This window comes from Pseudomonas syringae pv. coryli str. NCPPB 4273 (genome assembly GCF_000972175.1).
Taxonomy (GTDB): Bacteria; Pseudomonadota; Gammaproteobacteria; order Pseudomonadales; family Pseudomonadaceae; genus Aquipseudomonas; species Aquipseudomonas syringae.
This window is the reverse complement of record NZ_AWQP01000021.1, coordinates 1-25857: the sequence shown is the minus strand read 5'-3', so window position 1 is coordinate 25857 and position 25857 is coordinate 1. Positions and strand designations below refer to the sequence as shown.

Sequence of the window (25857 nt, the reverse complement as noted above, 5' to 3'; positions counted from 1 at the left end):
ATACTGCCGGAGACCCCATGAATTCGCTGCCGATCGATGCCGCCCTGCCGGCCCTTCTCAAAGCCCTTCACGATCGCAATGAGGTAGTGCTCCAAGCTCCGCCAGGCGCAGGTAAAACTACACGCGTCCCTCTTGCGCTCCTTGATCAGTCATGGCTGGCCGGCCAGACAATCGTCATGCTCGAACCCCGTCGATTGGCAGCTCGTGCCGCAGCAGAAAGGATGGCAAAGGAAATCGGGGAGCAGGTGGGCGAAACTGTCGGCTATAGAATCCGTCTCGAAAGCCGGGTTGGCCCCAAGACCCGCATCGAAGTCGTGACTGAAGGTATTCTTGCACGCCGGCTGCAGGATGATCCGTCGTTGGATGGTGTCGGCCTGATTATCTTCGACGAGTTCCATTTGCGGAACCTGGACGCAGACTTGGCTCTGGCGCTCGCCTTGAATGGTCGTGAACTCTTCCGAGAAGACTTGCCGCTGAAGGTGTTGGTGATGTCCGCCACGCTGGACGGCGAGAGGATATCCGCACTGCTTAACGGTGCGCCGATCGTGAGCAGTGAAGGCAGGATGTATCCTGTGGACGTTGTCTGGGGCAAATCCCTGCAACCAGGAGAGTATGTAGAGCCTCGCGTCGTCTCCACCTGCATCGATGTGCTTGAAGAGCAGGTGGGCAGTGTGCTGGTGTTTCTCCCAGGCCAAGCTGAAATTCGACGTGTACATCGCGATCTGGAGGAATGGCTCAGCAAGCAGTCACCTGGTCACGCTTCACAGATCCTGCTCTGTCCGCTGTACGGCGAGCTTTCGCTGAGCGAACAGCGGACAGCTATCGAGCCCGCGCCGTCCGGAAAGCGCAAAGTTGTACTGGCCACCAACCTCGCGGAGACCAGCATCACTATCGAGGGCGTACGCATCGTCATTGACGCCGGCTTGGAGCGGGTGCCACGTTTCGATCCGCGCAGTTCAATGACCCGCCTCGCGACTCAGCGAATTTCCAAGGCCAGCGCCGCTCAGCGGGCTGGCCGGGCAGGGCGGCTCGAACCCGGAGTCTGCTATCGGTTGTGGTCAGAAGCCCAACATGAGCAACTCTCCAGCTTTAGCGCCCCAGAAATCCAGCAGGCCGATCTCGCGGCATTGGCTCTGAACTTAGCTCGCTGGGGTGTTACACCTGATCAGCTCCATTGGTTGGATGCCCCACCGACTGCAGCGTTCTCTCAAGCCTGTGATCTGCTCTGTCGGCTGGGTGCTCTGGATGCTAACGGTGTCCTCACACCCCATGGGCAAGCAATGGCGCAGTTGCCTGCTCATCCTCGTATTGCCCATCTTCTCATTCGTGGGCATGACCTTGGCCTATCTCCGCAAGCCTGTGACCTCGCAGCCTTGCTGGGCGAGCGCGATATCTTGCGGGGTGCTGGCGCTGACTTGCACAGTCGCCTGACTCTGCTGGCAGGCACAGAACGCGCGGCGCGCGGCGCACAAGGCGGGGTACAACGGGCCGGACAACTGTCGCGGCAATATCGCGGGTATCTGCGCGACGCAGCGAGCAGCCCGGTCAGCGATCCGGACCACTCACGCTGGCTGGGCGCCTTGCTGGCGCTGGCCTACCCGGATCGCGTCGCACAGCAACGCCGAGCGGGCGGAGCCGAATACCGACTGGCCAACGGCCGCGCGGCACTGTTCGCCGAGGCGGATGCGCTGATGAAACAGCCATGGCTAGTCATCGCGGATTTGGGCAGTCGTCAGGGCCAGCGCGAAGAACGCATCTACCTCGCCGCCGAGTTCGATCCGGCACTGTTCGATTCGGTGTTGGCCGAGCAAGTCATCAGCGTGGACCAGATCGACTGGGACGAACGCGAAGGTGTATTCCGCGCCGAGCGACAGCGCAAAGTCGGTGAACTGATCATCAGTCGCGAACCACTGACCGGCCTCGACGAGACAACCCGCAGCCACGCGCTGCTGGCGCTGGTGCGCCGCAAAGGCCTGGAACTGCTGCCCTGGACGACGGAACTGCGTCAGTGGCAGGCGCGTGTTGCACTGTTGCGCGGCCTGGATATCGAGAAAAGCTCAGCGAGCGAGTGGCCTGATCTGAGTGACGCACAACTGCTGGCGACACTCGAAAACTGGCTGATGCCCTACCTGGGCAAAGTCACCCGGCTCAGCCATTTCAGCCAGCTCGACCTGTCCTCCATCCTGCGCAACCTCCTGCCATGGCCATTGCCGCAACAGTTGGAGGTGCAGGCACCCCAGACTCTGCAAGTGCCCTCTGGCTCGAATATTCGTATCGACTATTCAGAGCACCCGCCAATCCTTGCTGTACGGCTACAGGAGTTATTCGGGCTGGCCGAAACGCCTCGGATTGCTCACGGGAAACAACCGCTGACACTGCATTTGTTGTCGCCGGCCCGGAGACCTGTACAGGTCACACAAGATCTTGCCAACTTCTGGCGGAGTACCTATGCGGAAGTGAAGAAAGATCTCAAGGGTAGATACCCAAAGCACTTTTGGCCTGATAACCCTTTAGTGGCAGAGCCGACCGCTAGAGCCAAGCCTAGGAAGCCCTGAGTGCGGTTATCCTCAGTCTTTTGGACGGCTGGGGGTAATTACCAGAAGTCTAGGAATCACAGTAAGCAGATTCTCTTGGGCAAATTGAGCAGGACTGATCTTGCTTCAAGGGTCGGTCGTGCATCGCTACCGCCCAAAAGCTGTGGAAGAGCGATCTTTATGACGAACTCGCTGCAGTCTCCTTCTCGCCATGTGTTGAGCAATCATGTGCAATGGGTTGTCTGCCGATGCGCGAAATTAGCGGATCACCTTGGTGATGGCTTTTAGCTTCGATGCCAGCTAGATTTGGAGCTTTCTACGATCAAGGATGGATATGAAAAAGCTCATCGCAGTCATGGGTATGTGTGTCACTCTTGGCGGTTGCGCTACATCGCACTACACCGCGGGCCGAGACTTTCGGTCGTCCAGTGTAGCGAGCATCATCAAAGGCAAAACCACGACTACTGAGTTGAAGTCGCTGTTTGGTGAGCCTTACGCCAAGAGCGCAGTCAGCGAGACTGACGAGAAGTGGATATACACCTACACCAACGGCTCAGCCCATGCCCAGAGCTACGTGGTCACCATGAAGGTGACGACTACGGGCACTCAGAAAACTCTCGACGTTTTGATCCGCAATGACGTGGTTATCAACTACACGTTCAGCGAAGGCCCTGCGCCAGGCACAACTACTGCAACGAACTGAGGCTGCAACCCTGCACTGGGCGACCTACCGCGCCCAATCAGTTTTTTATGGAGCACGGCCATGGACAGAACGTATGCCTTCGTGGATGAATCCGGAAATTCCGGCCTCGATACGTCAAAGGGCGGGAGCTCGGATTTTTTCATCGTGTGCGCCATTCTGGTGGCAGAGAAAGACTTGGAGACTGCCTATTTCCAAGCTGAGGAACTCCGAAAGCGTCACTTTCAAACAGGCGAGATCAAATCCAGCAACCTGAAACTCAAGGATGCAGATCGCCGTGCCCGGATCCTCACCGAGCTAGCCGAGCTGCCATTCAAGCTCTATTTCACCGTCGTTGATAAAGGTCGAATCCACAAAGATGGTGGTCTTCGTATCAAGACCTCGTTCATTAAATACGTGAGTGGGTTGCTTTATGGGCGTCTATTCCGTGCGTACTCTGACCTTCGGATGATGGTAGATGAGCACGGAGGACAGGAGTTTCAGGAGAGCCTCAGAAGCTATGTTGTGGAACGATTCGTCGACGATCTGTTTGGCGATCAAGATGCCTTCCAGACGGTATCCAGTAAAGACAACGTTTTGGTTCAGGTTGCAGATTTTTTTGCTGGCTCAGTGGCTCATATCTACGAAGGGAAAGCATCGGAAGAAGCAGTTCTTGCTTACAAAAAGATCCTGCGCAGCCTGACTCTGGGCATGCTGGAGTGGCCATCCAGGTACCAGTCTCTTCTGCCGCCGCCTACGAATGAGTCTGGATATGCTGACTACCAAGTACGCCAGGAAGCTCTCCGCCAAGCAGACCATTTTAGCGAGCGCGTCGAGGAGCATCGTGATGAGAGTGAGCACCTACAGCTAAGCATCTTACGATTCTTGAGATTTCAGAGCGAATTCGTTACCAAAGACTATGTGCCAACTGCGGAGATCATTGCCCACCTCAAAGACAGTGGTTTCGGAGAGGTCAACGACCAGAGAATTCGCTCCAGTGGCGTTGCTAAACTCCGCGATGCGGGGGTAATTATCTCTAGCGCCGTCAAGGGTTATAAAATTCCCCAAACACGTGCGGACATTAATGACTTCCTAGAGCGGGCATCAGGTATCGTCGTTCCTCTTCTCGAGCGAGTTAAAAAGGCCCGCGAGGTGTATCGACTGAGCAGTCGAGGAGAATATGACATCGTCACTGCGGCCAACCTTACTGAGCTAGCCAAGCTGCTCGCTGCGCTTGAGGTTTTTGCAGATGACTGAACTCAGTCATGGCGCCCAACCTCAGGAGGCGTCATTGATCCAAGATGAAATTTTAGAGATTTTGAAAGAGGCTAAGGTGCTCGCGCGCAGATTCTATCGCCTGACCGGCAAGCCGTTGGGAGTGACCGGCGAGGTTGCAGAGTATGAAGCGGCTATAAGACTTGGTCTAATACTCCATCCTGCAAGGCAGGCAGGTTACGACGCTACTGAGACGCTGGAAGATGGCGTCGCGAGAATCCAGATCAAGGGCCGCTGTATCCTGAACCCGCTAAAGATTACCGGTCGTATGGGGGCGATCGATCTTCGACAGCCATTCGATACTGTGTTGTTGGTGCTACTCGATTCCGAATTCAACGCATTTGCAATGTACGAAGCGAGTCGTGTCAAGGTTGAGGCAGCTCTGACTTTGTCAGGTTCCAAAGCCAGAAATGAACGGGGTGCGTTGGCTATTAGGCAATTTATGTCGATAGCTAGGGTGCGCTGGGCCCGCCATTAGCCCTGTGAGTCAGAGAATCAACTGTCGTCCTAGAGTCTAGCGCTGGTGGTACCGTGTCGCCAGCTACTCCCTAATGACTAGGCAGTCGCCTACGAGCGAACGCTACCGGCATAATTCGACTAAAGGGCTGAGCGGCGTGCACAGGATATTATTCACTGCACTTCCGGCGCTGTATGGGCAATCCGAGCGCTGCGCATCAGGTTATGATTCGAACTCTAACAGTTTAACCATCGCAAGGATCGCTCGTGACCTCATCATTCATCCCTCCAAACGGCTACAGGAAAACTCTGACGCGCCTCGTAGCGGAAGAAAAGTCGCTTGACGTGGCAGTCGCATTTTGGGGTGGTGGCGCCCAGAAGCTAATCCATCCTATGACAAAAAAGCCGATCCGGATTATTTGCAACCTTAAAACTGGCGGCACCAATCCGCGTGTCATCGAGAGTTTTCTAGCGCTCTCGCGGGAGGTAGGTTTACAGGTTCAAATTCGACAGTGTGATGTTTTGCATGCAAAGGTTGTTATAGGCAAGACGCAGGCGGTTATAGGCTCTGCTAATATTTCCGCAAATGGACTCGGTCTGGAGGACGAGGATTCTGCGCATTGGCTTGAGGCTGGAGTGCACATTCGAGAGCGTTCTGAACTGGATAAAATGCAAGCTTGGTTTGACTCGCTCTGGTCATCAGCCCATGCGAGGGCAATTGAGGACACCGACATTCAGGCAGCTCAGATTGCTTGGGAGCGGAACCGCCAGCCTCCGACGCCTGCTACTGTCATTACCCCAGAGTTTTTTTCTTTTACAGACTTCACGGCTTCTAGCCTGCGTCGTGCAAATGCGTACGCTCTGCTTTACCGGCAGAATCTCTCTCCAGCGGCTCAAGCGACACTCAAGACGATTCAAGCTCAATCCATTGCCCCGCTACACGTCGTTCAGACAAGCATTAAGCTATGGGGCTACGAAAACTGGCCCGACTTTCCCTCGGATATTCGTGCCGAATATGTAGATATCCGTTGGGGCCTTAGAAATGGAGTTCGAGTTTTCGGGGCATGCAGGCTTTTAGGCCAGCGAGCTGAGGTGCAGTATGACGACTCTGCGCTCGGCACCCTCGATATCGCCAACCCCGTCGAAACACTCCTTGATCTGCCATTCGGAAATCAGGCACAGGAGCTTATGGGGGTAGTTTTAAAGCCATGTATTGAGAAGGTATGGAAAGCCGGAAATGGGGATGACTCTGTGCGGGTCATCCATCTCGCTGAAGTTGCTAAAATCTTACAGGATGCAGGGGAAGCACCCCCAGGGATACGTCGAATTTCCGGCAAGGAAGCGGTTCAAGTGCTGGCGTCTCTGTCAGCGCAGGTTGAGCTGAGAGCGCGAGATAACAAGGACAAGTTTTGGTGTTACAAACTAAAGTCCCAAAAAGGTACGGAGTTCGCTTTTGACCCAAATACGAAGGGCGGATTATATATACGGTTGGACAGACAGCCTCCAGATTTGCCGGGGCTTAGCGACCTAAAAAACATCGCAGGCGCTAACAAGTCTACCTCGTTGGGTCGTGTGTTCTCTGGTGGAATTCACAACGCCGCCTACAAAGTCACTGTCGAATCAGAGTCGGCACTGCGCGACTTGATCGACCACTTAATGGAACTCTAGGCAGCTGTAAGTTCTACTTGATTCCAAGTTCAACGCATTTTCAATGCATGAAAGTGCTGGTGCACGATGAAATTGGCGTCTGGCTGGCTGCACATCGCTTGAGCCAAGGTAAATTTCATTGGCCAGGCGCTAGGCAGCAGGTTATCCACGCCGACGAAACGCGGGTACATATGCTTGCTCCAGGCTCGAAGAAAACCCACTGTTCTTATGTTTGGGTCTAAGCCACCAGCCAGTTTTGCGAAACGGCGGTGGTGGTTTACGACTTCATCCCAACCTCCTATCGTATCCCCTTAGCTACCGCATTTATCTGTCGCCGAAAGGTCATAGGCTATCGTAGGGGTTAGCGATGAAAGTAGTTGGAGAAATCGAAGTCGAGACCGTTACTGACTTGGTCTGCGATGCGTGCAGTTGCGTCACCCTCCTGAATACTGGCGGACATCAACACGGCACCCTCCAAGCGCAATGGGGCTAAGGTATCGCACCCGTCGATGATCTTTGAATAATGGGCGTCAGAGTCCATCAACAGTCTGCTCAAGCAGGCTGCGGTTTCAGGTGCGACCATGCCGGCCAGGAAAGCTGTCTTCGTTACAAGCGGGTCTGCATTCGCCAAGATTAACGGAGAAATCAGTCATGGAGGGTCGAGTTTGGGACATTCATTTACGCTGACATTATTCGCACCTAGGTTGAAAGGCAACTCGAATTCCGCTGCAGCCCACGTTCTCATACGGAAGTGCCTGATTCATATCAGGTTTAGAATATTCTAATCTGTAGTTACCCATGGTTTCGCTCTGGCCCGTTGAGCTGCATTAGCTATTGTCGTCCAATGTCTTGGTGTTGAGTTCGAATTGTGCTTGCTTAAGCGGTTTATCGAGCGATACTAGGGAGCTTGGCTCAACGGAGATGCTCCGTTTTGCTGGCTTTTTTATCTTGATTTGACCCATATGAAAAGGAGAATTTATGTTTGACCTTGGAAAGGCACTAGGGCCTCTGATCTTCAGTCCCGCTAGGTTTGAAACACTTTGGGATCTGCTTGAAGATGAAGGTGCATTGAAGACCCACTTCGAGAAATGGCAGTTCAAGTCAGTGGACGAAACCGGTCAGTTAGTCAGTCGATCAGTTACCTCTCTAGATGAAAATTTTAGGTCTAGGGTGGAAAATAACTATCGTGAAGAGATAGTTGATGCACGGATACATTATGGGAACATGATGTTGGTAACTGCCTATACCTATTTGGAGGACAATGTAATAAGTTTTTTTTGCGTGGTGTTCCTTAAAAAACCTAAGTTGATGATTGATTATATTGTGCGTGATAAGGGTGATCCCACAGTCTCGCTGAACTTGTTTATTGAAGAGGATAAGGAGGAAATACTCAGTCAGATGGCAAGGGAGCTAGCATCTAAGGCCAGTAATGGTGATATATCGAAGGTCTGCAAAAGGATAAATAATGTTTCAGGTTTTTCTATCCCTAAAGATCTTCAGGATAGAGTTTCTGAGTTGCAAAAGAAACGTAACAGCATTGTGCATGAAGCAAAAATGATAGGTCTGGGGCGAGAAGAAATAGCAAATAGCTTCGACGTCGTTCGAGAAATGTTGGTGAGTTTGGCTAGGGCTGCGACTTCCATGGGAATAGAAGTTGATGACCCGGCAGGCTTGTTGTGATTCATAACGCGCCGCTTGAGACGGCTGCTCCGTATTGTATGCATTCCTGAACAACCTAGGCTTTGAACGGTCTGGCGTAAGGTTTTTGTTGGCGCGTTACATACCAACGTTAAGGGCTATTGCGTTCGCATAAAAAATGCGCGAACAACATCTCCCTTAATGTTGGAGTTCGGAAGCTGTCCGCTATCCCATGCTTCCGTCAGTTCGTCCATCGCGATCCGCGATTTGAAGCTTTTTTATAGGACAAGGCAGCGCATATTATCGACAAATTCTTGTATCAAATACACCGCGTCGCCGACGTCTAGCTCCAAGTCCTGTAGCGCCTCATCGGGAGTTCGGATTGCACCGTCACCATCCCATTCTTCGATCATGATTTATATCGGTGGCTTTCTCACTTGTGTTCTCCATAGCTTAAGGCCGGCAATGGCAACGCGCTTTGCGTGCAGGCTTAGAGCGCGGCGAGCAACTGCTCGAGCCGTTCACGCTCCCTTGAACTCATTAGCTCGACAGGATCAACTCCGTCGCGCAGCCAGAGCTCAAGTGTCCATACTCTGCCATCAGGCGACCTGCAATACTCGCAGTAGTCCAGGGTGTCACAATCATTTAAGAGGTTGAGTCGCCAGCCCTCAATCTCGATTGGCATTAGGCCGTGGTAGCTCTCATTCAATGACTGAATGGTGCTTCGCATCATGATGCGTTTGCCCAGCGCGGCGTCCGTTAGCACTTGGCAATCCTCGAGGGTAGTGAGAAGGAAGGTTGTGTTCAAATCAGTCTGAGCTCGCGTCATCGCTAAGCTGCGGTATGAAGTGGCGTCAACGGGAGGTCGATCCTTCGGGACAATGGGCCCGGCTCATCAATTAGCTAAGTATTTCTTTCACGATGGAAGCCATGTTTATCGCATCGACTATTCCACGGTGATAGGTACTCTGCCAAACCAACCCTATCGACTCTACCGCTTGCTTAAGTGATTTCGGTCGATTTTCATACAGGCCTGCATGCCATTTCCTGGCGTTGAGATGTGGCAAGCCTTCTAGCAGGGAAGAGCATGAAGCAAAACCAGCGTCTCGCTCAAGCTGCCTTATGACGCATCAGGCATAAGGGCAATAGCGATAGTTTGAGGACATGCCTTTTCAAACCGCCCGCCGAAGCGCGAGCAGGAAAATCGCAGGAGGCTATCTGCCCGTTCAAGCTCCCGCCCCTACCTGGATAACCGGCTCAACCTGTCACCTCAAAACTCTGCCGTCCCGCCCAATCAACCCATCAAAAATCCGCCTTCCATATAACCCAACGCCCAGTCCCGCCACAATCAAAAGCACCGCCAGTACCTTGCCCGTCGACATATGCTCGTTAAATATCACGACCGAGCCCAGCATCCCGAAGATAGGCACCAACAGCGACAGCGGAGCCACAGTTGAAATGGGATAGGTCTTGAGCAACGAGTTCCAAATCCAGTAGGCGAACAGGGTGTTGGGATAGACCTGAAACAGAATCGACAGTACTGCGGTGGTGCCGATATGGTTCGCAAACATGATGTAGCCGACGCTGCCGTTAATGGCGTAATCAAGGGCGAACAGGGGGATAGGCGAGAAGGCGCTGGACCACACCAGAAAAGCAAAGACATCCCTGGTATTGGCTTTTTTGTTAATGATGTTGGCCACACTCATGGACAACGCTCCCACCAGCACCAGTAGCATGCCGAGAAGGCTGACCGAGCCGTCGCTGATCAATATGACGCTGAGCAGACCGCTGAGCGCAATGAGCATGCCCAATATCTGGAACCGGTTCAGTGCTTCCCTGAATACCCAACTGCCTAGGAGGATGCTGAAGAACGCGCTGAACTGTAGTACCAGCGAGGCGATCCCGGCCGAAAGCCCGGCTTTGATGCCCAGATTGACTATTCCCCAGAGCCCGATGCCGAAGACCAGCCCATAACCGATGAGATATCGCCAAGGCACATTGGGTCTACGGACGAAAAAGATCGCTGGCAGGGCGCAAAGACTAAAGCGCAGCCCTGCCAGAATGAGTGGATCGACGTTTGTCAGCCCCAGTTTGATCACTGAGAAGTTGATTCCCCAGATGGCCATGACCAGCACAGCCAGCGCTATGTGCAGTGGTTTCATTGATGATTTGCCTTGTCATGAATCACGGAGGGAATTTGCAGGTACGCCCAGTACAGCAGCGCAATACCGCTGATGGCTGCACCCAGTAGACATACAGCGACCCAGCCAGAATTCGCATAAGTGTAAGTGGCCGCCAGGGCGCCGACGCCGCTGCCCAACGAGTAGAAACACATATAGGCGCCTAGCAGCCGGCTTTGCGCATCGGGCTTTGCAGCGAAGATCAGGCTCTGGTTGGTCACATGCACTGCTTGCACGGCAAAATCCAGCAGAATTACTCCGACGGCCAACGCCAGCAATGAGCTGTCAATAAATGCGCTTGGCAGCCACGACAAGGTCAGCAGTGCCAGCGCAATGCCTGTTGTGCGGTTACCTAGCCCTTTATCTGCGAGACGTCCCGCTTGCATTGCCGCAAGTGCACCAGCTATCCCGGCCAGGCCGAACAGGCCGATCTGCGTGTGTGAGAGCGAGTGAGGCGCTGCGCTGAGCGGAAGAACCATGGCGGTCCACAGCACGCTGAATGCCGCGAATATAAGCAGGGCAAAGGTGCCTCTGACACGTAATGTGCGTTCGGTTCTGTAAAGCGTGAAAACAGAGCCCAGAAGCTGCCAGTAGTTACCTTTTTCTTGCGACGCTTGAGACGTCGGCATGGCGCGATACAGTAGCAGTGACATGCCGACCATCAAGGCAGCCGAAACGAAGTAGACACCTCGCCAGCCCGCCAGATCAGCCATTGCGCCGGAAACGAAGCGCGCTAGCAAGATGCCCAGAATAACGCCGCTTGTCACCGTTCCTACGGCCTGACCACGTTGTTCGGGGCTCGTCAGCGATGCGGTGTAGGCCACGACCACTTGAACCACAACGGCCGTCAGCCCGACCAGCATCATTGCGCCGAGCAGCATGCCCCAATTCTGCGACAGGCCCACCGCGCACAAAGCCACGGCTGAGATCAGCATCTGCGTCAGGATTAGTGTCCTGCGGTTCAACATATCGCCCAGCGGCACCACGAACAGCAAGCCCAGGGCGTATCCGATCTGTGTCGCAGTGACGACTATGCCAATGACTCCTGTACCTACCGAAAGGCTGGCTGACATTGAATCCAGCAGTGGTTGAGCGAAATAGACGTTGGCAACGGACAAGGCGCAGGTGGTGGCAAACAAGAACATCAGGCGTCTGCTGATAGTGCGCGGTGTGTGCGAAAGCAATGCTGCCGTATTGCCGGATTCACGATCAGTTTCCATGCCTGCCTTCAAGGAAGATCGAGTATTCAGTGTCATAATTCGTCCCTGATGTGGTTTCTAATTAAAACCAGATGTTGATTTTTAGCAGCACTGGTTTTAATTTGCAACTACCGTTGTGGGTTTTGCATCCACCCGACAGAATGTCTTCTGCACACTATTTGGTTGGCGCCTGACGTCGGAGATACATGGCCAGACAGAAATTGATGGCACAAAGCGAATGCCCTGTGGCCCGCGCGCTTGAGGCAATTGGAGATCGCTGGGTATTGATGATCCTCCGAGAGGCCTTTGACGACGTTCGCCGTTTCAGCGAGTTTCAGAAAAACCTTGGGCTGGCCAAGAACATACTTGCTGCAAGGCTCAAGCTGCTGGTTGAGCTAGGAGTGTTTGATGTGCAGCCAGCGTCGGATGGCAGTGCTTACAAAGAGTACGTGCTTACCGAGATGGGGCGCGCCGTATTTCCTGTTGTAGTAAGCATGCGCCAGTGGGGCGAACGCTTTCTGTTCAGCAAGGGCGATACTCATTCGGTACTGCTGGATAACGAATCGTCGCAGCCTGTCGAAACTCTCATGGTTCGCTCGAAAACCGGTAAGGCGTTGACTTCAGCAGACTGTCATCGGCTTCGGATCAAGCGTGAGTCCTAAAAGCTTCATGTTTATTTGTCAATTGCTCAAGTGAGCATGCCGCGTCATGAGGTTGGTTCTATGTACGTCGAAGACATCGAAACCCTCGCCTTGTCACCTGACGGCCGCTATCGGGTCGAGGCAACACCGTGGGAAGCGGGCAATTCACACTGGGTTTTTCCGCCCGTCATCATCGATACACAGCAAAACAGTTGTGTCTTTACGTTTAAAAGCAGCCTCTGGACAGCCGATCGAGCAATCTGGCTGGATGCAACAAGAGTCGAGCTGAAACTACGTAAATACCCCGGAGGGCTCACCGGGACCGGAATAACCGTCGCTATCGACTGCGCGCGCGGCATAGCTGTTTACGGAGCTGGGCTAGAAGTAGATTTATCGAAGTTCGAGGAGGCCCTCGATACGATGGTGAGTGATGTGAAGGCCTGAATGCCAATCTGGTCGGTGCTTTAGCATCGAATGCTTGCTATTCAACGTACCCGGTCTGGAACACTTGATCAAATGTTGGATATTCAGATACCCAGAGAACGCCAGGGCGCAACGCCCTGGCAGGCAGCAGATGTCACTTTTTCTTTTTAGCCGGCTTTTCAGCCTTTTCAACCTTGTCTGATTTCTTGGCCTTTTCTGGCTTGCTATCAGCTTTTTTGGCCGCTTTCTTTGGCTCGGCGTCTTTTTTCTTGTCTTTCTTTTCGGAAGACTTGGAAAGCGTCGAGGCCGCTTCAGATTTCTTGGCAGGTGATGCCTTCTTGTCTTTCAAGTCCTTGCTGGCTTTCGAGGCTTCGCCTTTACTTTTCTTGTCGTCTTTAGCCATGTTGATCACCCTTTGGTGTATGCCGGTATTGGCACGTCGTCCATGGAAGTATCCATGGGCTAATCATTAGGCGAGCGCGCTGAGAAACGGTTCAAACTGTTTTGACCCTGTTGGCCGCTGAAGGACGACATTCAGATGCTCGGTGACTCGCCAGCTTATCGACGGCTATAGGGCTGCCATTTTCGCTTGGCTCCGGTATTTTCAACCACGCGAATACTCAGGAATTGATCGCGGAACGTCGCCGAGCAATCGGGTAACCAGGGAAAGACATTGAACACTGCCAGATTTGTTTTCAAATCCCTTATCAAGCGCTGGATGAAAACCATCTTCTCACGGGATGACAACCGTAAACGCGAGCTCAAACCCCAGTGGACATGCCAAGGCCCGGGTTCAATCCTCATGGAGCGGTATCACCATATCGACGCCAGCGAGCAGGATAAGGACGGCTTCTACGACTATTACTATGAGTACGATATGTACTACTTCACGGAAGGCACCTTGTCCCTCGTCGCGCGCTGTTACACGGATGATGCTGATGAGGCCAACTTTATGGGCATCGAGTTTGATGGATATGACCGCGCGCTTGAGCCTGACGATCGGTCTCTCCCGCTAGTGAACGCAGCCCTTGCCCAGTTGACGGCTGATGGAAAAACGAAATTCTTTACGTTCACCGGAAAAGGTTATGAGCCCATATTTTCGGGCAATGAGCATGAAGGCGAAATCACGCCCGGAGAGCGCATCGAAGCTTCAGCAAACACTCGACGCGATGCTGGGGACGGATGTTGAGCACCCTTGAAGCCTGAGTGCGCTTTGCCCCTTCAAGGCACCACCGGCAACAAAAACCTTCCAATCACCGGCAGGTGATCAGAGATCAACAACGTGTCATCCCTGCGCACCCGCGCACTGACCCGCTTCAGGCTTGGGCTGTAGAACAGATAATCCACCGTCCGGTCCGGCCCGTTGATGCGGCTGTCGTTGGGGAAGTGCGTCAGCCATTTGCTGCGGTCGATGCCGCTGGATTCGGCGTTGTCGGGGATCATCGGGTATTTGTCCCACAGCTCGTGCAGTTCGCTGTCGGCGGCGTAGCCAAGGCGCTGTTGCTCGGGGAGGCGCTGGTATTGGCCCAGCGGCAGCAGGTTGAAGTCGCCGCCGATCAGCCAGGGCGTGCCGCCGCTTTCCAGCTTGTCCAGCTGCGTTTCAGTGGCCGCGACCTGTTTTTGTGCGGTGTCGCCGGCGTGTCTGGCGGTGGTTAGGCTGGTGTTGATGACGGCCAGTTTGCCGCCGTCACGCAAGGGCAGGTAGCTGACCAGCAAGGCATCCTTTGGCTGGAACTGACGGCTGATGATGTTGGCGTCGGGCACCGGCAGTTGTATACGTTCGGCGCTGTCGATGTGGAAGCGGCTGAGGGTCGCCAGTTTTCTGCCGACGCTGCCCCAGATATGCGGGTTGGGTACGAACTCTGCCTTCCAGTAGAAGGCCTGCGTGCTGCACGGGTAGAGGTCCGCCACACGCTCCTTGATCAGCGCCAGCTGATCCTGATAGTCGGAGTTCTTGGCGCCATCGTCGACCCCTTGCAGCAGCACGATGTCGGGTTGTTCGTCACGGATGACCCGTGCCACTTCATCCAGATTGTAGGCAAGGTCTTCATGGGTAGGGCGTTCGTCCGGGCCGCTGCCGTCGGCCATGTCGTACCAGAACACATAGCGTTTACCTGCCAGGTACTGGATGTTCCAGGTCATGACTTTCAGCGCTTGCCCCGGCACCAGTTTCGGTGCCTCGACCGCAGGGTTGCAGTTGGCCGTGAGTAATTCACGGGCTGGAGGGCGCCAGGTCAGTTGGAACACCAGTAACAGCAATACGGCGACCAGCAGCAAGCCGTACAGGGTCAGACGTAGCAGTAAACGGGGCATCGGCTCGACTTGGAGCGCCTGGCGCTCAGTGAGGGATTCGGCATTGAGCATACCGAATCGACGCGCCTAACGTCAGCCTTTGCTTCAGGCGCGGTGCGCGGGCTCGCTGATCAGCATGAACAGGCGGAACGTCACGATGGTGGTGAACAGCTGCAGGAAGCTGCCGATGCTGTCGGTGATTACGGAAACCGCTGCGCTTTGCGGTTCCGGAAACAGGTACAGGCTGGCTCCCTCGAGCAGCCACAGGGGAATGTAGACGCTCAGTACGCACACCAGAATGCGCGTGAAGTGTCCGGTGGTCATCTGCATGCTTTCGCGCATGGCCATGAACGGCGTGAGTTTGCGCAGAACCAGCAGGTACTCGCTGAACGCCAGTTTGATCATCACCCAGATGCCGGGCACGACGAACAGTGAAAGGCCGAACATGATCAGCAGGGTGCTCATGGCCGAAAGCACGGCGAAGGTCGGCCACAGGCGCACGGCCATGGCCAGTACATCGCGGGTGTGTACGTCCTCGCCACGGCTGCGTGCGTCGAGAAACAGGATCAGCGCGGCCGTATAGACAGGGTAGAAAAACAGCCCGATCACCAATGCGTAGGCAGGTGAAGTGTCGGCGGACATGGCGCTGCCCAGCGCTTGTTTGGCCAGCACTTCAAGGATCACGACAGGCAGGCACAGCAGCGCGATGCTGCCCAGATTACGCCGAAAGAAATAAAGCGAATCCTGGATGATGTTCAACGGGTTCATGGAGATAGATCGCAGGCTAAAAGCAGGCGCACACTTTAGCCCATGGCCCCTGTCGAACCAAGCGCAGTGGTTTTCGACGCACGCCTTGTTATCTTTTTCTTCATGTCATTGAAGCGCGTCGATGAGGCCCCATTTTCTGCACATGGTCCTGCCATTGCGGCAGGGAAGAATTCCAGTGGCAACTCAGTGAGGTGGTCATGAACAGCGAAGAGCAAACCCTGATTGACGGTCTTTTCTCGAAACTGAAAGACGCTGAAACGGCATCCGCCCCGCGAGATGCTGCGGCCGAGGCGCGTATCAAGGAGCATCTGACCCGCCAGCCCGCTGCGCCGTACTACATGACGCAGGCGATTCTGGTGCAGGAAGCAGCCGTCAATCAGCTCAATCAGCAGGTAAAACAGCGCGACGAGCAGATTCAGCAGTTGCAGGCCGAGCTCCAGCAGGCCAAGGGGCAAGCCTCATCCGCGCCAGCGAGTGGCGGGTTTTTGTCGAGTATCTTTGGCAGCAGCGCCCCGCGCGCATCGCAGCCGCAACCGAGCCAGCCTTCCAGTGGCGGCTGGCGTGATGGTGGTGGTTTCAATCCTGCACCTGCGCCCGTAGCGCCGCAGGGTGGTTATGCCGCGCCTGCTCCGGCTGCCGGCAGCGGCTTTCTTGGAGGCGCGCTGAAGACCGCGGCCGGTGTCGCGGGCGGTGTGCTGCTGGCAGAAGGTATCAGCAGCATGTTCAGCCACCACAGCCAGCCGCAGGAGATCGTCGAGGTTATTCACGACGCGCCACAGGCTCAGGACACCGGCTTGTCCAATGACCAGGGCGGTTGGGGACAGCCGGATCAGCAGTACACGGCTGACGATAATTTCGACGATGGTGGCGACAGTTTCTCGGACGATGATTCGTTCGTTTGAGGATGTGACGGTCGTTCTTCACGTTCCAGCGCTCATCGTTATGCACAAATCTCCAAGAGCCCGAAAAGCGTGACTTTCGAGCTTCTGCCCGCAGGTCGGGGGCGGCGATCCGCGTTGCTCACGAATACGATGGTACAGATGCTCCATTTTCAGGGGTTACCGGCCTCTTCGCGAGCAAGCTCGCTCCCACGGCCTGCGGCCAGAATCAAGAGCAGACTTGTGTATAACGATGAGCGCTGGAGCGTGGGAACGATAATCTGTGCCATGACGCACGGGCTTCACAGCGGCCGGTACCGATCCATCCCTCAATTCCTTCCTCAAACTGGCATACTGGGCGCCGATTCACGTTCCGGATCGCTGTAACCCGTGGGCATGTTGCCCGCCATGAGGAATTGCGGTGAAGAAGATCGCGGTGTTCGCCGACGTGCAGAACCTGTATTACACCGTGCGCCAGGCGCATGGCTGTCATTTCAATTACGCCGCCTTGTGGGCGGATATCAGCAAGCGCGGCGAGATCGTTCACGCGTTTGCGTACGCCATCGATCGTGGCGACAGCAAGCAACAGCAGTTCCAGCAGATCCTGCGCAATCTGGGGTTCACGGTCAGGCTCAAGCCCTACATCCAGCGTAGCGACGGTTCGGCCAAAGGGGACTGGGATGTCGGCATCACCATCGATATCATGGATTTCGCGCCGCAAGTGGACGAAATCGTATTGGCGTCGGGGGATGGCGATTTCGACATGTTGCTCGAACGCGTGATCAGCAAGCATGGGGTCGAGGCGGTCGCCTACGGCGTACCGGGGCTGACCGCGAACTCGTTGATCCGCGCCGCCAGCCGTTACGTGCCGATCGAAGGCGCGTTGTTGTTGAAATGAATTTACAGGGCCAGGCCAGTGTTGGAACGTATTGCAGTCATCGACTTTGAAACCACCGGTATCTCCCCGGGCCATAGCTGCCGGGCGACCGAGATTGCGGTGGTGATCATGGAGCAGGGGCGTATCGTCGAGCGTTTTCAGAGCCTGATGAATGCGGGCGTGCGTATTCCTGCGTTCATCGAAGGGTTGACCGGCATCAGCAACAACATGATTCGTACCGCCCCCAGCGCCGAAAGGGTGATGGGCGATGTGGCGGATTTCGTCGGTTCGACACCGCTGGTGGCGCACAACGCCTCGTTCGACCAGAAGTTCTGGGACTACGAGCTGTCGCGTATCGAGCGCACGCGCGAACAGAGCTTCGCCTGTTCACTGCTGCTGGCCCGACGCCTGATGCCCGGCGCACCGAACCACAAGCTCGGCACGTTGACCCGTTATGCGCGCCTGCCCGACACCGGCAAGGCTCACCGGGCGATGGCCGATGCGGAAATGGCGGCCAACCTGACGGCGTACCTGACCAACGAATTGCGCCAGACCCACGGTATCTCTGCCATTTCTCACAAAATGCTGTGCTCCCTGCAAAAAGTCCCCGCCGCGAAGATCAGCGAAACGCTGAAGCGCCAGCGCGGCGTCTGACCGGTCAGTGCTCCTGCTTGCCGTTGCTGATCAAGTAATCGGCCGGCAGGCTGCGCTCCACTGCCGTCGACAGCACGATTGACGTCTTGCTGAAGCCAAACTTGGCGATCCGGTTGATCAGGTCTTCCAGGTGCGGCATCGAATCGACCGCCGCGCGCATGATCACACACGGGTCGCCCGTCACTCGGTAACACTGGATCAGTTCGGGGACTTTCCACAGGTCCTTGTAGGCCTGCTGATTGCCATGGCTGCCCATGCGCAGTTCGATGATGCATTGAATCGGCAGGCCGACTTTCGACAGATCGACCTTGGCCTCGTAACCGGTAATCACGCCACTGGCTTCCAGCTTGGCGACCCGCTCGGCCACCGCGGGCGCGGACAGGTTGACCAGTTTCGCCAGCTGCGCAAAAGACGCCCGGCCATTTTTCAGCAGTTCATCGAGCAGAATCCGATCGTATTTATCCAGGGTCATAGCGTGCCTCGTACCCAGCGATGGGCGGTTTTAAAATAAGAGGAAAGCAGGCCTAACAAGCATTGAATCGTAAGTTTCAGCGCGGTTTAAACAGGTTTATCTGCTTAATATCCGACTTCGGCCTTCATACAATAGGTCAACCATAACAATGATCCCAGAGCCTAGCCATGCCTCAATCCGTTCGTGTTTCACCCTTGCTCATCGGTGCCTTTCTGGCCTTGTACCTGATCTGGGGGTCTACCTATCTGGTGATCCGCATCGGTGTGGAATCATGGCCGCCGTTAATGATGGCGGGTGTGCGCTTTCTGATTGCTGGCTGCTTGATGTATGGCTTTCTACGGTTTCGCGGCGTGCCTGCGCCGACCTGGCGCGAGTGGAAAGCCGCGTTCGTGATTGGCTTCCTGCTGCTGGCCTGCGGTAACGGCTGTGTGACCCTGGCCGAACACGCAGGCGTTGCGTCAGGCGTGGCAGCGCTGGCGGTGGCGACCATGCCGCTGTTTACGCTGCTGTTCGGGCTGTTCTGGGGCAATCGCACCACTAATCTTGAATGGGCAGGCATCGTGCTGGGCCTGATCGGCATCGGCCTGCTGAACCTCGGCTCCAATTTGCAGGCCAGCCCTTATGGCGCCGCCGTGGTGATCTTTGCCGCCGCAGCCTGGGCATTCGGTTCGGTGCTGAGCAAGCACCTGCCGTTGCCGAAGGGTCCGATGGCCAGTGCGGCGGAAATGATCACGGCGGGAGCGACGCTGCTGATCGGCAGTGCCTTGAGTGGCGAGCGTCTGGCGCATATGCCGACGGCGGCGGGCTGGGGCGCGCTGCTGTATCTGGTGGTGTTCGGCTCTATCGTCGCGTTCAGCGCCTATATGTATCTGCTCAAGAACGTGCGCCCGGCAGCGGCGACCAGCTACGCCTACGTCAATCCGGCCGTGGCAGTGATGCTCGGCGTGGTGTTCGCTGGCGAAACGATTGGTGTCGAAGAGTGCATGGCCATGGTGGTGATCATCAGTGCCGTGGTGCTGATTGGCCTGCCGCAATGGCGCCGGTCGCCGCCGCGAGAGGCCGTATCGACACGCACAAGCTAACCGAGGCGCGCCGGACAGGTTAAACTGCGCGCCTTGCGTTGAATCTTTCCTACGGTATTTCCATGACATTCGCCTCTCTCGGCCTGATCGAACCCTTGCTGCGCGCCCTCGAAGCGCTCGGTTACCAGACTCCGACGCCTGTACAGACTCAGGCAATTCCTCCGGTACTGGCGGGCCGCGATCTGATGGCTGCTGCACAGACCGGCACCGGCAAGACCGCAGGTTTTGCCCTGCCGCTGCTGCAACGGCTGACCATGGAAGGCCCGAAAGTCGCGCCCAACTCGATTCGCGCGCTGGTGCTGGCGCCGACCCGCGAGCTGGCCGATCAGGTTCACGAAAGCATTCGTCAGTACGCCGAGCATCTGCCGCTGACCACCTACGCGGCCTACGGCGGTGTGAGCATCAACCCGCAAATGATGAAACTGCGCAGGGGCGTGGACGTGCTGGTCGCGACCCCAGGCCGCTTGCTCGATCTGCATCGCCAGAACGCGGTCAAGTTCTCCCAGTTACAGACGCTGATCCTCGATGAAGCTGACCGTATGCTCGACCTGGGCTTTGCCGAGGAATTGCGCGGTATCTATGCGGTGTTGCCCAAGCAGCGCCAGACCCTGCTGTTCTCCGCGACGTTCTCCGACGAGATTCGTCTGCTGGCTGCGCAGATGCTCAATGACCCACTGACCATCGAAGTCAGCCCGCGCAACGTCGCGGCGTCGTCGGTCAAGCAATGGGTCGTGACTGTCGACAAGAAGCGCAAGGCGGATCTGTTCATCCATCTGATGAAGAAGCATCGCTGGGGGCAGGTGCTGGTGTTCGCCAAGACCCGGGTTGGCGTCGATCAACTGGTGGATCGCTTGCAGGGTTTGGGCATGAACGCCGACGGCATTCACGGCGACAAGCCGCAGGCCACTCGCCAGCGTGCGCTGGACCGCTTCAAGAGCAATGAAGTGAAGATTCTGGTGGCCACCGACGTGGCGGCGCGCGGTCTGGACATCGATGACCTGCCGACCGTGGTCAACCTGGACCTGCCGATCGTGGCCGAGGATTACATCCACCGTATTGGCCGCACCGGCCGTGCGGGGCTGACGGGGGAGGCGATTTCGCTGGTGTGTGCCGATGAGGTTGAGTTGCTGTCAGCCATCGAAGTGCTGACCCGCCAGACCCTGGAGCGCAAGGAAGAGCAGGATTTCGAACCGGAGCATCGCGTGCCGAGCACGGATGCCAGCGGCCAGATCCTGAAAAAGCCCAAGAAACCGAAGAAACCCAAGGTGTCGGGCAGTAAGCGCAACCTGGGCAAATGGGTCGACAGCGGCGAGTCCGAGCCTGCGCCGGTGGTCAAGCCGGTGCGTAAAGTACCGGTCTTCAACACCGGTCCGCGCAAGAAGAAGCCTTGATATACACATGTGAGAGCGAGCCGGGCGACGCTTCGCTTGCTCGCGAAGAGGCCATGACAGACTTTGGAAGTAGGGTGGCAGGACCATCGTCTTCGTTAGCAAGCTCACTCCCACAGAAGGATTTATGTATAACGCTGAGCGCAGAGCATACGCACAGGAATCACTGTGAGTTCAGCCACTCGACCATCCCCAAACCCGCAGCGCGGCCGCTGGCGAAGCAGGCGGTCAGCAGGTAGCCGCCGGTCGGCGCTTCCCAGTCGAGCATTTCACCGGCGCAGAATACGCCTGGCAATTGCCTGAGCATCAGACGTTCGTCCATGGCCTCGAAGGTGACGCCCCCTGCGGTGCTGATGGCCTCATCGACGGGGCGCGGTTTGATCAGGGGCAGTGGTAACGCCTTGATCGCCTCGCTCAACAACAGCGGATCGGCAAACGCTTCACGAGGCGCCAGCTCGCGCAACAGCGCTGCCTTCGCGCCGTCCAGCCCCAATTGGCTGTGCAGATGCTTGGACATCGAACGTGAGCCGCGGGGTTTGCTCAGGGCTTTTTGAACGTCCGACAGCGCTTTGCCGGGCAGCAGATCGATATCCACAACCGCTGAGCCGTGAAGGTTGATCTGTTCACGAATCTGCGCCGACAGCGCATACACCAGGCTGCCTTCCACACCCGTCGCGGTCAGCACACATTCGCCCAGACGCAGGGCATGGCCATGCAGGCCCATCGCGATATTTTTCAGTGGCGCACCGGCAAACTTGTCGCGCAGCAGGTCGCTCCAGGCGCTTACCTCGAAACCACAGTTGGCGGCCTGCAAAGGCGCAACCTCGACCTGCCTTGCCTGCAGCCATGGCAGCCAGGCCCCGTCCGAACCCAGCCGCGCCCAGCTGGCGCCGCCCAGCGCCAGCAACGTGGCTGCAGGTTTGATCGCCAGTTCACCGTCAGCATTCGTGATACGCAGGCTGCCATCAGCGTTCCAGCCCGACCAGCGATGCCGCGTATGAATCGTGACACCGGCATCGCGCAGCCGCTTGAGCCAGGCGCGTAGCAGGGGCGCGGCTTTCATGTCTGTGGGAAACACGCGCCCCGAGCTGCCGACAAAGGTCTCGATGCCCAGCGCATGAATCCACTGGCACAGGGCATCAGCGTCAAAGCCGCGCAACAGTGGTTCGATCATCGGCGAACGTTCGGCATAGCGCGCCAGAAAAGCCGGGTAAGGCTCGGAGTGGGTGATGTTCATACCGCCCACCCCGGCGAGCAGAAACTTGCGCCCAACCGATGGCATGCCGTCGTACAGATCGACCTTCAGTCCGGCCTGGCTCAACACTTCTGCTGCCATCAACCCCGCAGGGCCGCCTCCGATGATGGCGACGGTTCGGGCGGTGGAGGGGGCGAGGTCGGTCATGGTCAGCGAAGATCGATAGCAGAGGGGTGGGGCATTCTACCCGAGCGTTCTTTCAAGGTGTGGCGCACGTCATGCGCTGCGACTGAGGCGAAGTACCGCGCAGGGTCACAGGCCCATGTCGTTCCAGACCCGTTGCGCACTGTGATGGAGGATACCGTGGCGCCTTGCGAGTGCCTGGCGGTCCTTGCTGTAGCCACCGCCGATCACGCCCATGACCGGAATGTCGCGGCCCAGGCAATGACGCAGCACCGCTTCGTCGCGATTGGCCAGCCCCTGGTCGGTGAGCTGCAGATAGCCCAGCGCATCATCCTTGTGGACATCCACGCCTGCGTCATACAGCACCAGGTCCGGCTTGTAGAACGGCAGCAGGTAGTTGAGCAGGTCGTCGACCACATTGAGGTAATCGGCGTCGCCCATGCCCATTGGCAGCGGGATATCCCAGTCGCTCTGCGCTTTGCGTGCCGGGAAGTTCTTTTCGCAGTGCAGCGAGACGGTAATGGCGTCCTCGGTATCGGCCAGAATGCGTGCCGTGCCGTCACCCTGATGCACATCGCAGTCAAAGATCAGGACCTTGTCCACGCGGCCGCTTTGCAGCAGGTACTGACTGATCACCGCCAGGTCATTGAAAATGCAGAAACCCGCCGGGTAGTCATAGTGCGCATGGTGGGTGCCGCCCGCCAGATGACACGCCAGGCCATGCGTGAGGGCCTGTTCGGCCGTCAGCAGTGAGCCGCCTACCGCACGGATGGTTCGGCGTGCCAGGGCCTCGCTCCACGGCAGTCCGAGACGCCGCTGGTCTTCGCGCGACAGATCACCGCTAAGGTAGCGGCTGATGTAGGAAGGGTCATGAGCCAGCGCCAGAATGTCCGCCGGGCACAACTCGGGACGCATTAATTGAACGTCACTGGTCAGGCCGCTGTCGATCAAGTAATCGCGCAACAAACGAAACTTGTCCATCGGGAAGCGATGATCCGCCGGGAAGTCCGGGCTGTAGTCTTCGTGGTAGATAAGCGGTAGGGACATTTTGCGTCCGTTGAAGGGCCGAAGCCCGATAGTGCCAGTAAAGCATCCGTACGCCCAGTTGTGTGGCGTAGCAGACGGCTGCACTGACGCCCATTCATGTCTCGTGACACGGGGGAATCGATGGAACCGATACTCAAGCTTGATAGCGCCCGACTGCGGATGCGGCAGTGGCGTGACGATGACTTGCCGGCGTTCGCCCGGATGAGTGCGGACCCTCGCGTCATGCGCTATTTTCCGAAGCCCCTGAGCCACCTTGAAAGTGCTGCCATGATCGGGCGGCTGCGCGGTCATTTTGCCGAACTGGGTTTCGGGCTCTGGGCGCTGGAGCGCAAGGACACCGGCGAGTTCATCGGTTTTACCGGGCTGCATGTGGTGGGTTTCAAGGCGCCTTTTACACCGGCCGTGGAGATCGGCTGGCGCTTGGCTTATGACCACTGGGGCCTGGGCTTTGCCAGCGAGGCGGCATGGACCGCGCTGGGCTGTGGTTTCGAGCGCCTGGAGCTGAAGGAGATCGTGTCGTTCACGGCGGTCAATAATCAGCCGTCACAAAAGGTGATGCAGGCAATCGGTATGCAGCAGGATGAGTCCGGCAGTTTCGATCACCCGAACCTTGAGGACGGCCACCCGCTCAAGCCGCACGTGCTGTACCGGATCAGCCATGAGCAGTGGCTCAAGACGCTGAAGCCTTGATCAGGGTGCAGATTGAATTAAGCCAACCATCTTAAGTCTGTATCATTCCGTTCCAGTGGGATGGGCCCGAGGCCTGTCGGAAAATGCAGCGACTGCTGTTGCCGTACCAGTGCAAAGTCGATGTACGAGAGGAATGAGAATGAGCCAAGTGCTGGATGATCTGGTTGAGTTGCTGACGCTGGAAGCCATTGAAGAAAACCTGTTCCGCGGGCATAGCCAGGATCTGGGCTTTCGCCAATTGTTTGGTGGTCAGGTACTGGGTCAGTCGCTGTCCGCCGCCAGTCAGACGGTCGAAGAGGACCGTCATGTTCACTCGCTGCACGGCTACTTCCTGCGTCCCGGCGATGCCGGTTTGCCGGTGGTCTATCAGGTGGACCGCGTACGTGACGGCGGCAGTTTCAGCACGCGCCACGTCACTGCCATTCAGAAGGGCAAGCCGATTTTTACCTGCAGCGCTTCGTTCCAGTACGACGAAGAGGGCTTCGAGCACCAGGCGACGATGCCGCAGATTGTCGGCCCGGAAGACCTGCCGTCCGAGCTGGAGTTGCTGACCCGCCGCGCGCACCTGATTCCCGAAGCGATGCACGACAAGTTTCTGCGCCCCAAACCGATCCAGTTCCGCCCGGTGACTTCCGAGGATCCCTACGATCCCAAGCCCGGCGAGCCCGTGAAATACGTGTGGTTCCGCGCCGATGGCAGCCTCTCGGACGTGCAGGCGCTGCATCGTTACATGCTCGCCTATGCCTCAGACTTCAACTTGCTGACCACCTCATTGCTGCCGCACGGCAAGACGGTCTGGCAGCGCGACATGCAGGTTGCCAGCCTTGACCACTCGCTGTGGTTCCACAACGACCTGCGCACCGATGACTGGCTGCTCTACGCGATGGACAGCCCCTGGGCAGGCAACTCGCGCGGCTTCTCGCGCGGCAGTATCTTCAACCGCGCCGGGCAACTGGTCGCATCGGTCAGTCAGGAAGGGCTGATCCGCCATCGTAAGGATTGGGCATGACACTCGAAGGTATACGGCACTGAGTGTTCGACATGGACGGTACCTTGACCGTCCCTATCCACGACTTCCCGGCCATCAAACGTGAATTGGGCATCCCCCAGGACGACGACATTCTTGGGCATCTTGCTGCGCTGCCCGCTGAGGAATCGGCGGCCAAGCACGCCTGGCTGCTGGAGCATGAACGCGAGCTGGCGTTGGCTTCGCAGCCTGCCGAAGGCGCGGTCGAGCTGGTTCGCGAGTTGTCGGCGCGCGGCTATCAGCTGGGCATACTCACCCGTAACGCTCAGGAGCTGGCCTATATCACCTTGAAGGCCATCGGCCTGGATGACTGCTTTGCCGTCGAGGATGTGCTGGGCCGCGACGAGGCGACTCCCAAACCGGACCCTGCAGGTTTGCTGCAGCTGGCCACTCGCTGGAGTGTCGAGCCGGAGCAGATGGTCATGATCGGCGACTACATGCATGACCTGAACTGCGGCCGTGCGGCGGGAGCCAAGACCGTTCTGGTCAACCTGAAGGACAACCCATGGCCAGAGCTGACGGACTGGCATGCGCAGGATTGCACAGTGCTGCGCGGGATGCTGGGGTGATCTGAGCTGCCGATAGTGCCAATGATTCGCGTCGGCATGAGGACGCAGAGCGTCCAGAAATGC

The 25857-nt window shown here is 56.9% G+C and carries 25 protein-coding genes and 4 pseudogenes; 19 read left to right on the top strand and 10 right to left on the bottom strand.

Annotation, left to right across the window (positions count from 1 at the left end; translation table 11 throughout):
* The first annotated feature begins 17 nt into the window (after positions 1-17).
* From hrpB to P406_RS10635, 8 genes and pseudogenes are all read left to right on the top strand, one after another.
* The gene (hrpB, locus tag P406_RS10665; RefSeq protein ID WP_046236152.1) at positions 18-2555 is read left to right on the top strand and encodes an ATP-dependent helicase HrpB; all 2538 of its coding nucleotides are present in this window, start codon (positions 18-20) and stop codon (positions 2553-2555) included.
* Positions 2556-2868: 313 nt separating this feature from the next.
* Positions 2869-3237 carry a hypothetical protein gene (locus tag P406_RS10660; protein WP_046236151.1) on the top strand — a complete coding sequence of 123 codons (369 nt, stop codon included), beginning with the start codon at positions 2869-2871 and terminating at the stop codon, positions 3235-3237.
* Between the two features lie 60 nt (positions 3238-3297).
* Positions 3298-4470, top strand: a complete 1173-nt coding sequence (locus P406_RS10655) for a DUF3800 domain-containing protein (RefSeq protein ID WP_046236150.1) — start codon at positions 3298-3300, stop codon at positions 4468-4470.
* Positions 4463-4966, top strand: coding sequence for a hypothetical protein (locus tag P406_RS10650; RefSeq protein WP_046236149.1), 504 nt, complete (start codon positions 4463-4465; stop codon positions 4964-4966). Before P406_RS10655 ends, P406_RS10650 begins: the two co-directional genes overlap by 8 nt.
* Positions 4967-5211: 245 nt before the next feature.
* Positions 5212-6612: a phospholipase D family protein gene (locus P406_RS10645; protein WP_052735673.1), complete on the top strand. Its 1401-nt coding sequence runs from the start codon at positions 5212-5214 to the stop codon at positions 6610-6612.
* 47 nt (positions 6613-6659) lie between these two features.
* Positions 6660-6743, top strand: a pseudogene (tnpB, locus tag P406_RS30240) (IS66 family insertion sequence element accessory protein TnpB); the annotation flags it as partial.
* A 3-nt stretch (positions 6744-6746) separates the two neighbouring features.
* Positions 6747-6830, top strand: a pseudogene (locus tag P406_RS29790) (IS66 family transposase); the annotation flags it as partial.
* Between the two features lie 739 nt (positions 6831-7569).
* On the top strand, positions 7570-8271 hold the full coding sequence (locus tag P406_RS10635) for a HEPN domain-containing protein (protein ID WP_046236147.1): 702 nt from the start codon (positions 7570-7572) through the stop codon (positions 8269-8271).
* 116 nt (positions 8272-8387) lie between these two features.
* On the opposite strand, the pseudogene P406_RS29785 reads toward P406_RS10635, so the two are convergent.
* From P406_RS29785 to P406_RS10615, 4 genes and pseudogenes are all read right to left on the bottom strand, one after another.
* Positions 8388-8642 (bottom strand): annotated as a pseudogene (locus tag P406_RS29785) (AbrB/MazE/SpoVT family DNA-binding domain-containing protein).
* A gap of 77 nt (positions 8643-8719) precedes the next feature.
* On the bottom strand, positions 8720-9058 hold the full coding sequence (locus P406_RS30495) for a DUF7693 family protein (protein WP_046236146.1): 339 nt from the start codon (positions 9056-9058) through the stop codon (positions 8720-8722).
* 436 nt (positions 9059-9494) lie between these two features.
* Positions 9495-10391 carry an EamA family transporter gene (locus tag P406_RS10620; protein WP_046236145.1) on the bottom strand — a complete coding sequence of 299 codons (897 nt, stop codon included), beginning with the start codon at positions 10389-10391 and terminating at the stop codon, positions 9495-9497.
* Positions 10388-11629 carry an MFS transporter gene (locus P406_RS10615; RefSeq protein ID WP_370737598.1) on the bottom strand — a complete coding sequence of 414 codons (1242 nt, stop codon included), beginning with the start codon at positions 11627-11629 and terminating at the stop codon, positions 10388-10390. The genes P406_RS10620 and P406_RS10615 overlap by 4 nt, the downstream gene beginning before the upstream one ends.
* Before the next feature lie 185 nt (positions 11630-11814).
* Between P406_RS10615 and P406_RS10610 the strand changes: the two genes are divergently transcribed.
* On the top strand, positions 11815-12270 hold the full coding sequence (locus P406_RS10610) for a winged helix-turn-helix transcriptional regulator (RefSeq protein WP_046236143.1): 456 nt from the start codon (positions 11815-11817) through the stop codon (positions 12268-12270).
* Positions 12271-12330: 60 nt separating this feature from the next.
* Positions 12331-12693, top strand: a complete 363-nt coding sequence (locus P406_RS10605; protein ID WP_046236142.1) for a hypothetical protein — start codon at positions 12331-12333, stop codon at positions 12691-12693.
* A gap of 133 nt (positions 12694-12826) precedes the next feature.
* Here the strand turns inward: P406_RS10605 and P406_RS10600 are convergent, their stop codons facing one another.
* The gene (locus tag P406_RS10600; protein WP_024663132.1) at positions 12827-13084 is read right to left on the bottom strand and encodes a hypothetical protein; all 258 of its coding nucleotides are present in this window, start codon (positions 13082-13084) and stop codon (positions 12827-12829) included.
* A gap of 306 nt (positions 13085-13390) precedes the next feature.
* Between P406_RS10600 and P406_RS10595 the strand changes: the two are divergent.
* Positions 13391-13828 (top strand): annotated as a pseudogene (locus P406_RS10595) (hypothetical protein); the annotation flags it as partial.
* Positions 13829-13893: 65 nt separating this feature from the next.
* Here the strand turns inward: P406_RS10595 and P406_RS10590 are convergent.
* Complete coding sequence (locus tag P406_RS10590; RefSeq protein ID WP_046236141.1) at positions 13894-15036, bottom strand: endonuclease/exonuclease/phosphatase family protein; 1143 nt, start codon at positions 15034-15036, stop codon at positions 13894-13896.
* Between the two features lie 33 nt (positions 15037-15069).
* The gene (locus P406_RS10585) at positions 15070-15732 is read right to left on the bottom strand and encodes a YciC family protein (RefSeq protein WP_003368738.1); all 663 of its coding nucleotides are present in this window, start codon (positions 15730-15732) and stop codon (positions 15070-15072) included.
* A 197-nt stretch (positions 15733-15929) separates the two neighbouring features.
* Here P406_RS10585 and P406_RS10580 point away from each other — a divergent pair, with 197 nt between their 5' ends.
* The 3 genes from P406_RS10580 (at position 15930) to P406_RS10570 (ending at position 18141) form a co-directional block, all read left to right on the top strand.
* Entirely contained in the window at positions 15930-16634 is a 705-nt protein-coding gene (locus P406_RS10580) for a DUF2076 domain-containing protein (RefSeq protein WP_046236140.1), read from the top strand.
* A gap of 397 nt (positions 16635-17031) precedes the next feature.
* A complete protein-coding gene (locus tag P406_RS10575) occupies positions 17032-17508 on the top strand; it encodes an NYN domain-containing protein (RefSeq protein WP_003313837.1) in 477 nt (158 codons plus the stop codon).
* A gap of 21 nt (positions 17509-17529) precedes the next feature.
* Positions 17530-18141 carry a 3'-5' exonuclease gene (locus P406_RS10570; protein WP_003392086.1) on the top strand — a complete coding sequence of 204 codons (612 nt, stop codon included), beginning with the start codon at positions 17530-17532 and terminating at the stop codon, positions 18139-18141.
* 4 nt (positions 18142-18145) lie between these two features.
* Here P406_RS10570 and P406_RS10565 read toward each other — a convergent pair whose 3' ends face one another.
* The gene (locus P406_RS10565; protein WP_003313835.1) at positions 18146-18613 is read right to left on the bottom strand and encodes an Lrp/AsnC family transcriptional regulator; all 468 of its coding nucleotides are present in this window, start codon (positions 18611-18613) and stop codon (positions 18146-18148) included.
* A 167-nt stretch (positions 18614-18780) separates the two neighbouring features.
* Here P406_RS10565 and yedA point away from each other — a divergent pair, with 167 nt between their 5' ends.
* Positions 18781-19695 (top strand): drug/metabolite exporter YedA, encoded by a 915-nt coding sequence (gene yedA / locus P406_RS10560; protein ID WP_046236139.1) that lies wholly within the window; start codon positions 18781-18783, stop codon positions 19693-19695.
* A 62-nt stretch (positions 19696-19757) separates the two neighbouring features.
* Positions 19758-21086, top strand: a complete 1329-nt coding sequence (rhlE1, locus tag P406_RS10555; RefSeq protein WP_003340788.1) for an RNA helicase RhlE1 — start codon at positions 19758-19760, stop codon at positions 21084-21086.
* Positions 21087-21246: 160 nt separating this feature from the next.
* Here the strand turns inward: rhlE1 and P406_RS10550 are convergent, their stop codons facing one another.
* Both P406_RS10550 and P406_RS10545 read right to left on the bottom strand, forming a co-directional pair.
* Positions 21247-22485 carry a TIGR03862 family flavoprotein gene (locus tag P406_RS10550; RefSeq protein ID WP_046236138.1) on the bottom strand — a complete coding sequence of 413 codons (1239 nt, stop codon included), beginning with the start codon at positions 22483-22485 and terminating at the stop codon, positions 21247-21249.
* A 105-nt stretch (positions 22486-22590) separates the two neighbouring features.
* Positions 22591-23508 (bottom strand): histone deacetylase family protein, encoded by a 918-nt coding sequence (locus tag P406_RS10545; RefSeq protein ID WP_004411874.1) that lies wholly within the window; start codon positions 23506-23508, stop codon positions 22591-22593.
* A gap of 120 nt (positions 23509-23628) precedes the next feature.
* Between P406_RS10545 and P406_RS10540 the strand changes: the two genes are divergently transcribed.
* The 3 genes from P406_RS10540 (at position 23629) to P406_RS10530 (ending at position 25794) form a co-directional block, all read left to right on the top strand.
* Entirely contained in the window at positions 23629-24198 is a 570-nt protein-coding gene (locus tag P406_RS10540; RefSeq protein WP_003313831.1) for a GNAT family N-acetyltransferase, read from the top strand.
* 139 nt (positions 24199-24337) lie between these two features.
* Positions 24338-25207, top strand: coding sequence for an acyl-CoA thioesterase II (gene tesB / locus P406_RS10535; protein WP_003424653.1), 870 nt, complete (start codon positions 24338-24340; stop codon positions 25205-25207).
* A 32-nt stretch (positions 25208-25239) separates the two neighbouring features.
* Positions 25240-25794, top strand: coding sequence for an HAD family hydrolase (locus tag P406_RS10530; protein ID WP_046236137.1), 555 nt, complete (start codon positions 25240-25242; stop codon positions 25792-25794).
* The last annotated feature ends 63 nt before the right edge of the window (positions 25795-25857 follow it).

Bases quoted from the DNA above. Each gene is read 5' to 3' on its own strand.
- hrpB (WP_046236152.1), top strand. From the start codon at position 18: ATGAATTCGCTGCCGATCGATGCCGCCCTGCCGGCCCTTCTCAAAGCC.
- P406_RS10660 (WP_046236151.1), top strand. From the start codon at position 2,869: ATGAAAAAGCTCATCGCAGTCATGGGTATGTGTGTCACTCTTGGCGGT.
- P406_RS10655 (WP_046236150.1), top strand. From the start codon at position 3,298: ATGGACAGAACGTATGCCTTCGTGGATGAATCCGGAAATTCCGGCCTC.
- P406_RS10650 (WP_046236149.1), top strand. From the start codon at position 4,463: ATGACTGAACTCAGTCATGGCGCCCAACCTCAGGAGGCGTCATTGATC.
- P406_RS10635 (WP_046236147.1), top strand. From the start codon at position 7,570: ATGTTTGACCTTGGAAAGGCACTAGGGCCTCTGATCTTCAGTCCCGCT.
- P406_RS30495 (WP_046236146.1), bottom strand. From the start codon at position 9,058: ATGACGCGAGCTCAGACTGATTTGAACACAACCTTCCTTCTCACTACC.
- P406_RS10620 (WP_046236145.1), bottom strand. From the start codon at position 10,391: ATGAAACCACTGCACATAGCGCTGGCTGTGCTGGTCATGGCCATCTGG.
- P406_RS10615 (WP_370737598.1), bottom strand. From the start codon at position 11,629: ATGGAAACTGATCGTGAATCCGGCAATACGGCAGCATTGCTTTCGCAC.
- P406_RS10610 (WP_046236143.1), top strand. From the start codon at position 11,815: ATGGCCAGACAGAAATTGATGGCACAAAGCGAATGCCCTGTGGCCCGC.
- P406_RS10605 (WP_046236142.1), top strand. From the start codon at position 12,331: ATGTACGTCGAAGACATCGAAACCCTCGCCTTGTCACCTGACGGCCGC.
- P406_RS10590 (WP_046236141.1), bottom strand. From the start codon at position 15,036: ATGCTCAATGCCGAATCCCTCACTGAGCGCCAGGCGCTCCAAGTCGAG.
- P406_RS10585 (WP_003368738.1), bottom strand. From the start codon at position 15,732: ATGAACCCGTTGAACATCATCCAGGATTCGCTTTATTTCTTTCGGCGT.
- P406_RS10580 (WP_046236140.1), top strand. From the start codon at position 15,930: ATGAACAGCGAAGAGCAAACCCTGATTGACGGTCTTTTCTCGAAACTG.
- P406_RS10565 (WP_003313835.1), bottom strand. From the start codon at position 18,613: ATGACCCTGGATAAATACGATCGGATTCTGCTCGATGAACTGCTGAAA.
- yedA (WP_046236139.1), top strand. From the start codon at position 18,781: ATGCCTCAATCCGTTCGTGTTTCACCCTTGCTCATCGGTGCCTTTCTG.
- rhlE1 (WP_003340788.1), top strand. From the start codon at position 19,758: ATGACATTCGCCTCTCTCGGCCTGATCGAACCCTTGCTGCGCGCCCTC.
- P406_RS10550 (WP_046236138.1), bottom strand. From the start codon at position 22,485: ATGACCGACCTCGCCCCCTCCACCGCCCGAACCGTCGCCATCATCGGA.
- P406_RS10545 (WP_004411874.1), bottom strand. From the start codon at position 23,508: ATGTCCCTACCGCTTATCTACCACGAAGACTACAGCCCGGACTTCCCG.
- P406_RS10540 (WP_003313831.1), top strand. From the start codon at position 23,629: ATGGAACCGATACTCAAGCTTGATAGCGCCCGACTGCGGATGCGGCAG.
- tesB (WP_003424653.1), top strand. From the start codon at position 24,338: ATGAGCCAAGTGCTGGATGATCTGGTTGAGTTGCTGACGCTGGAAGCC.
- P406_RS10530 (WP_046236137.1), top strand. From the start codon at position 25,240: ATGGACGGTACCTTGACCGTCCCTATCCACGACTTCCCGGCCATCAAA.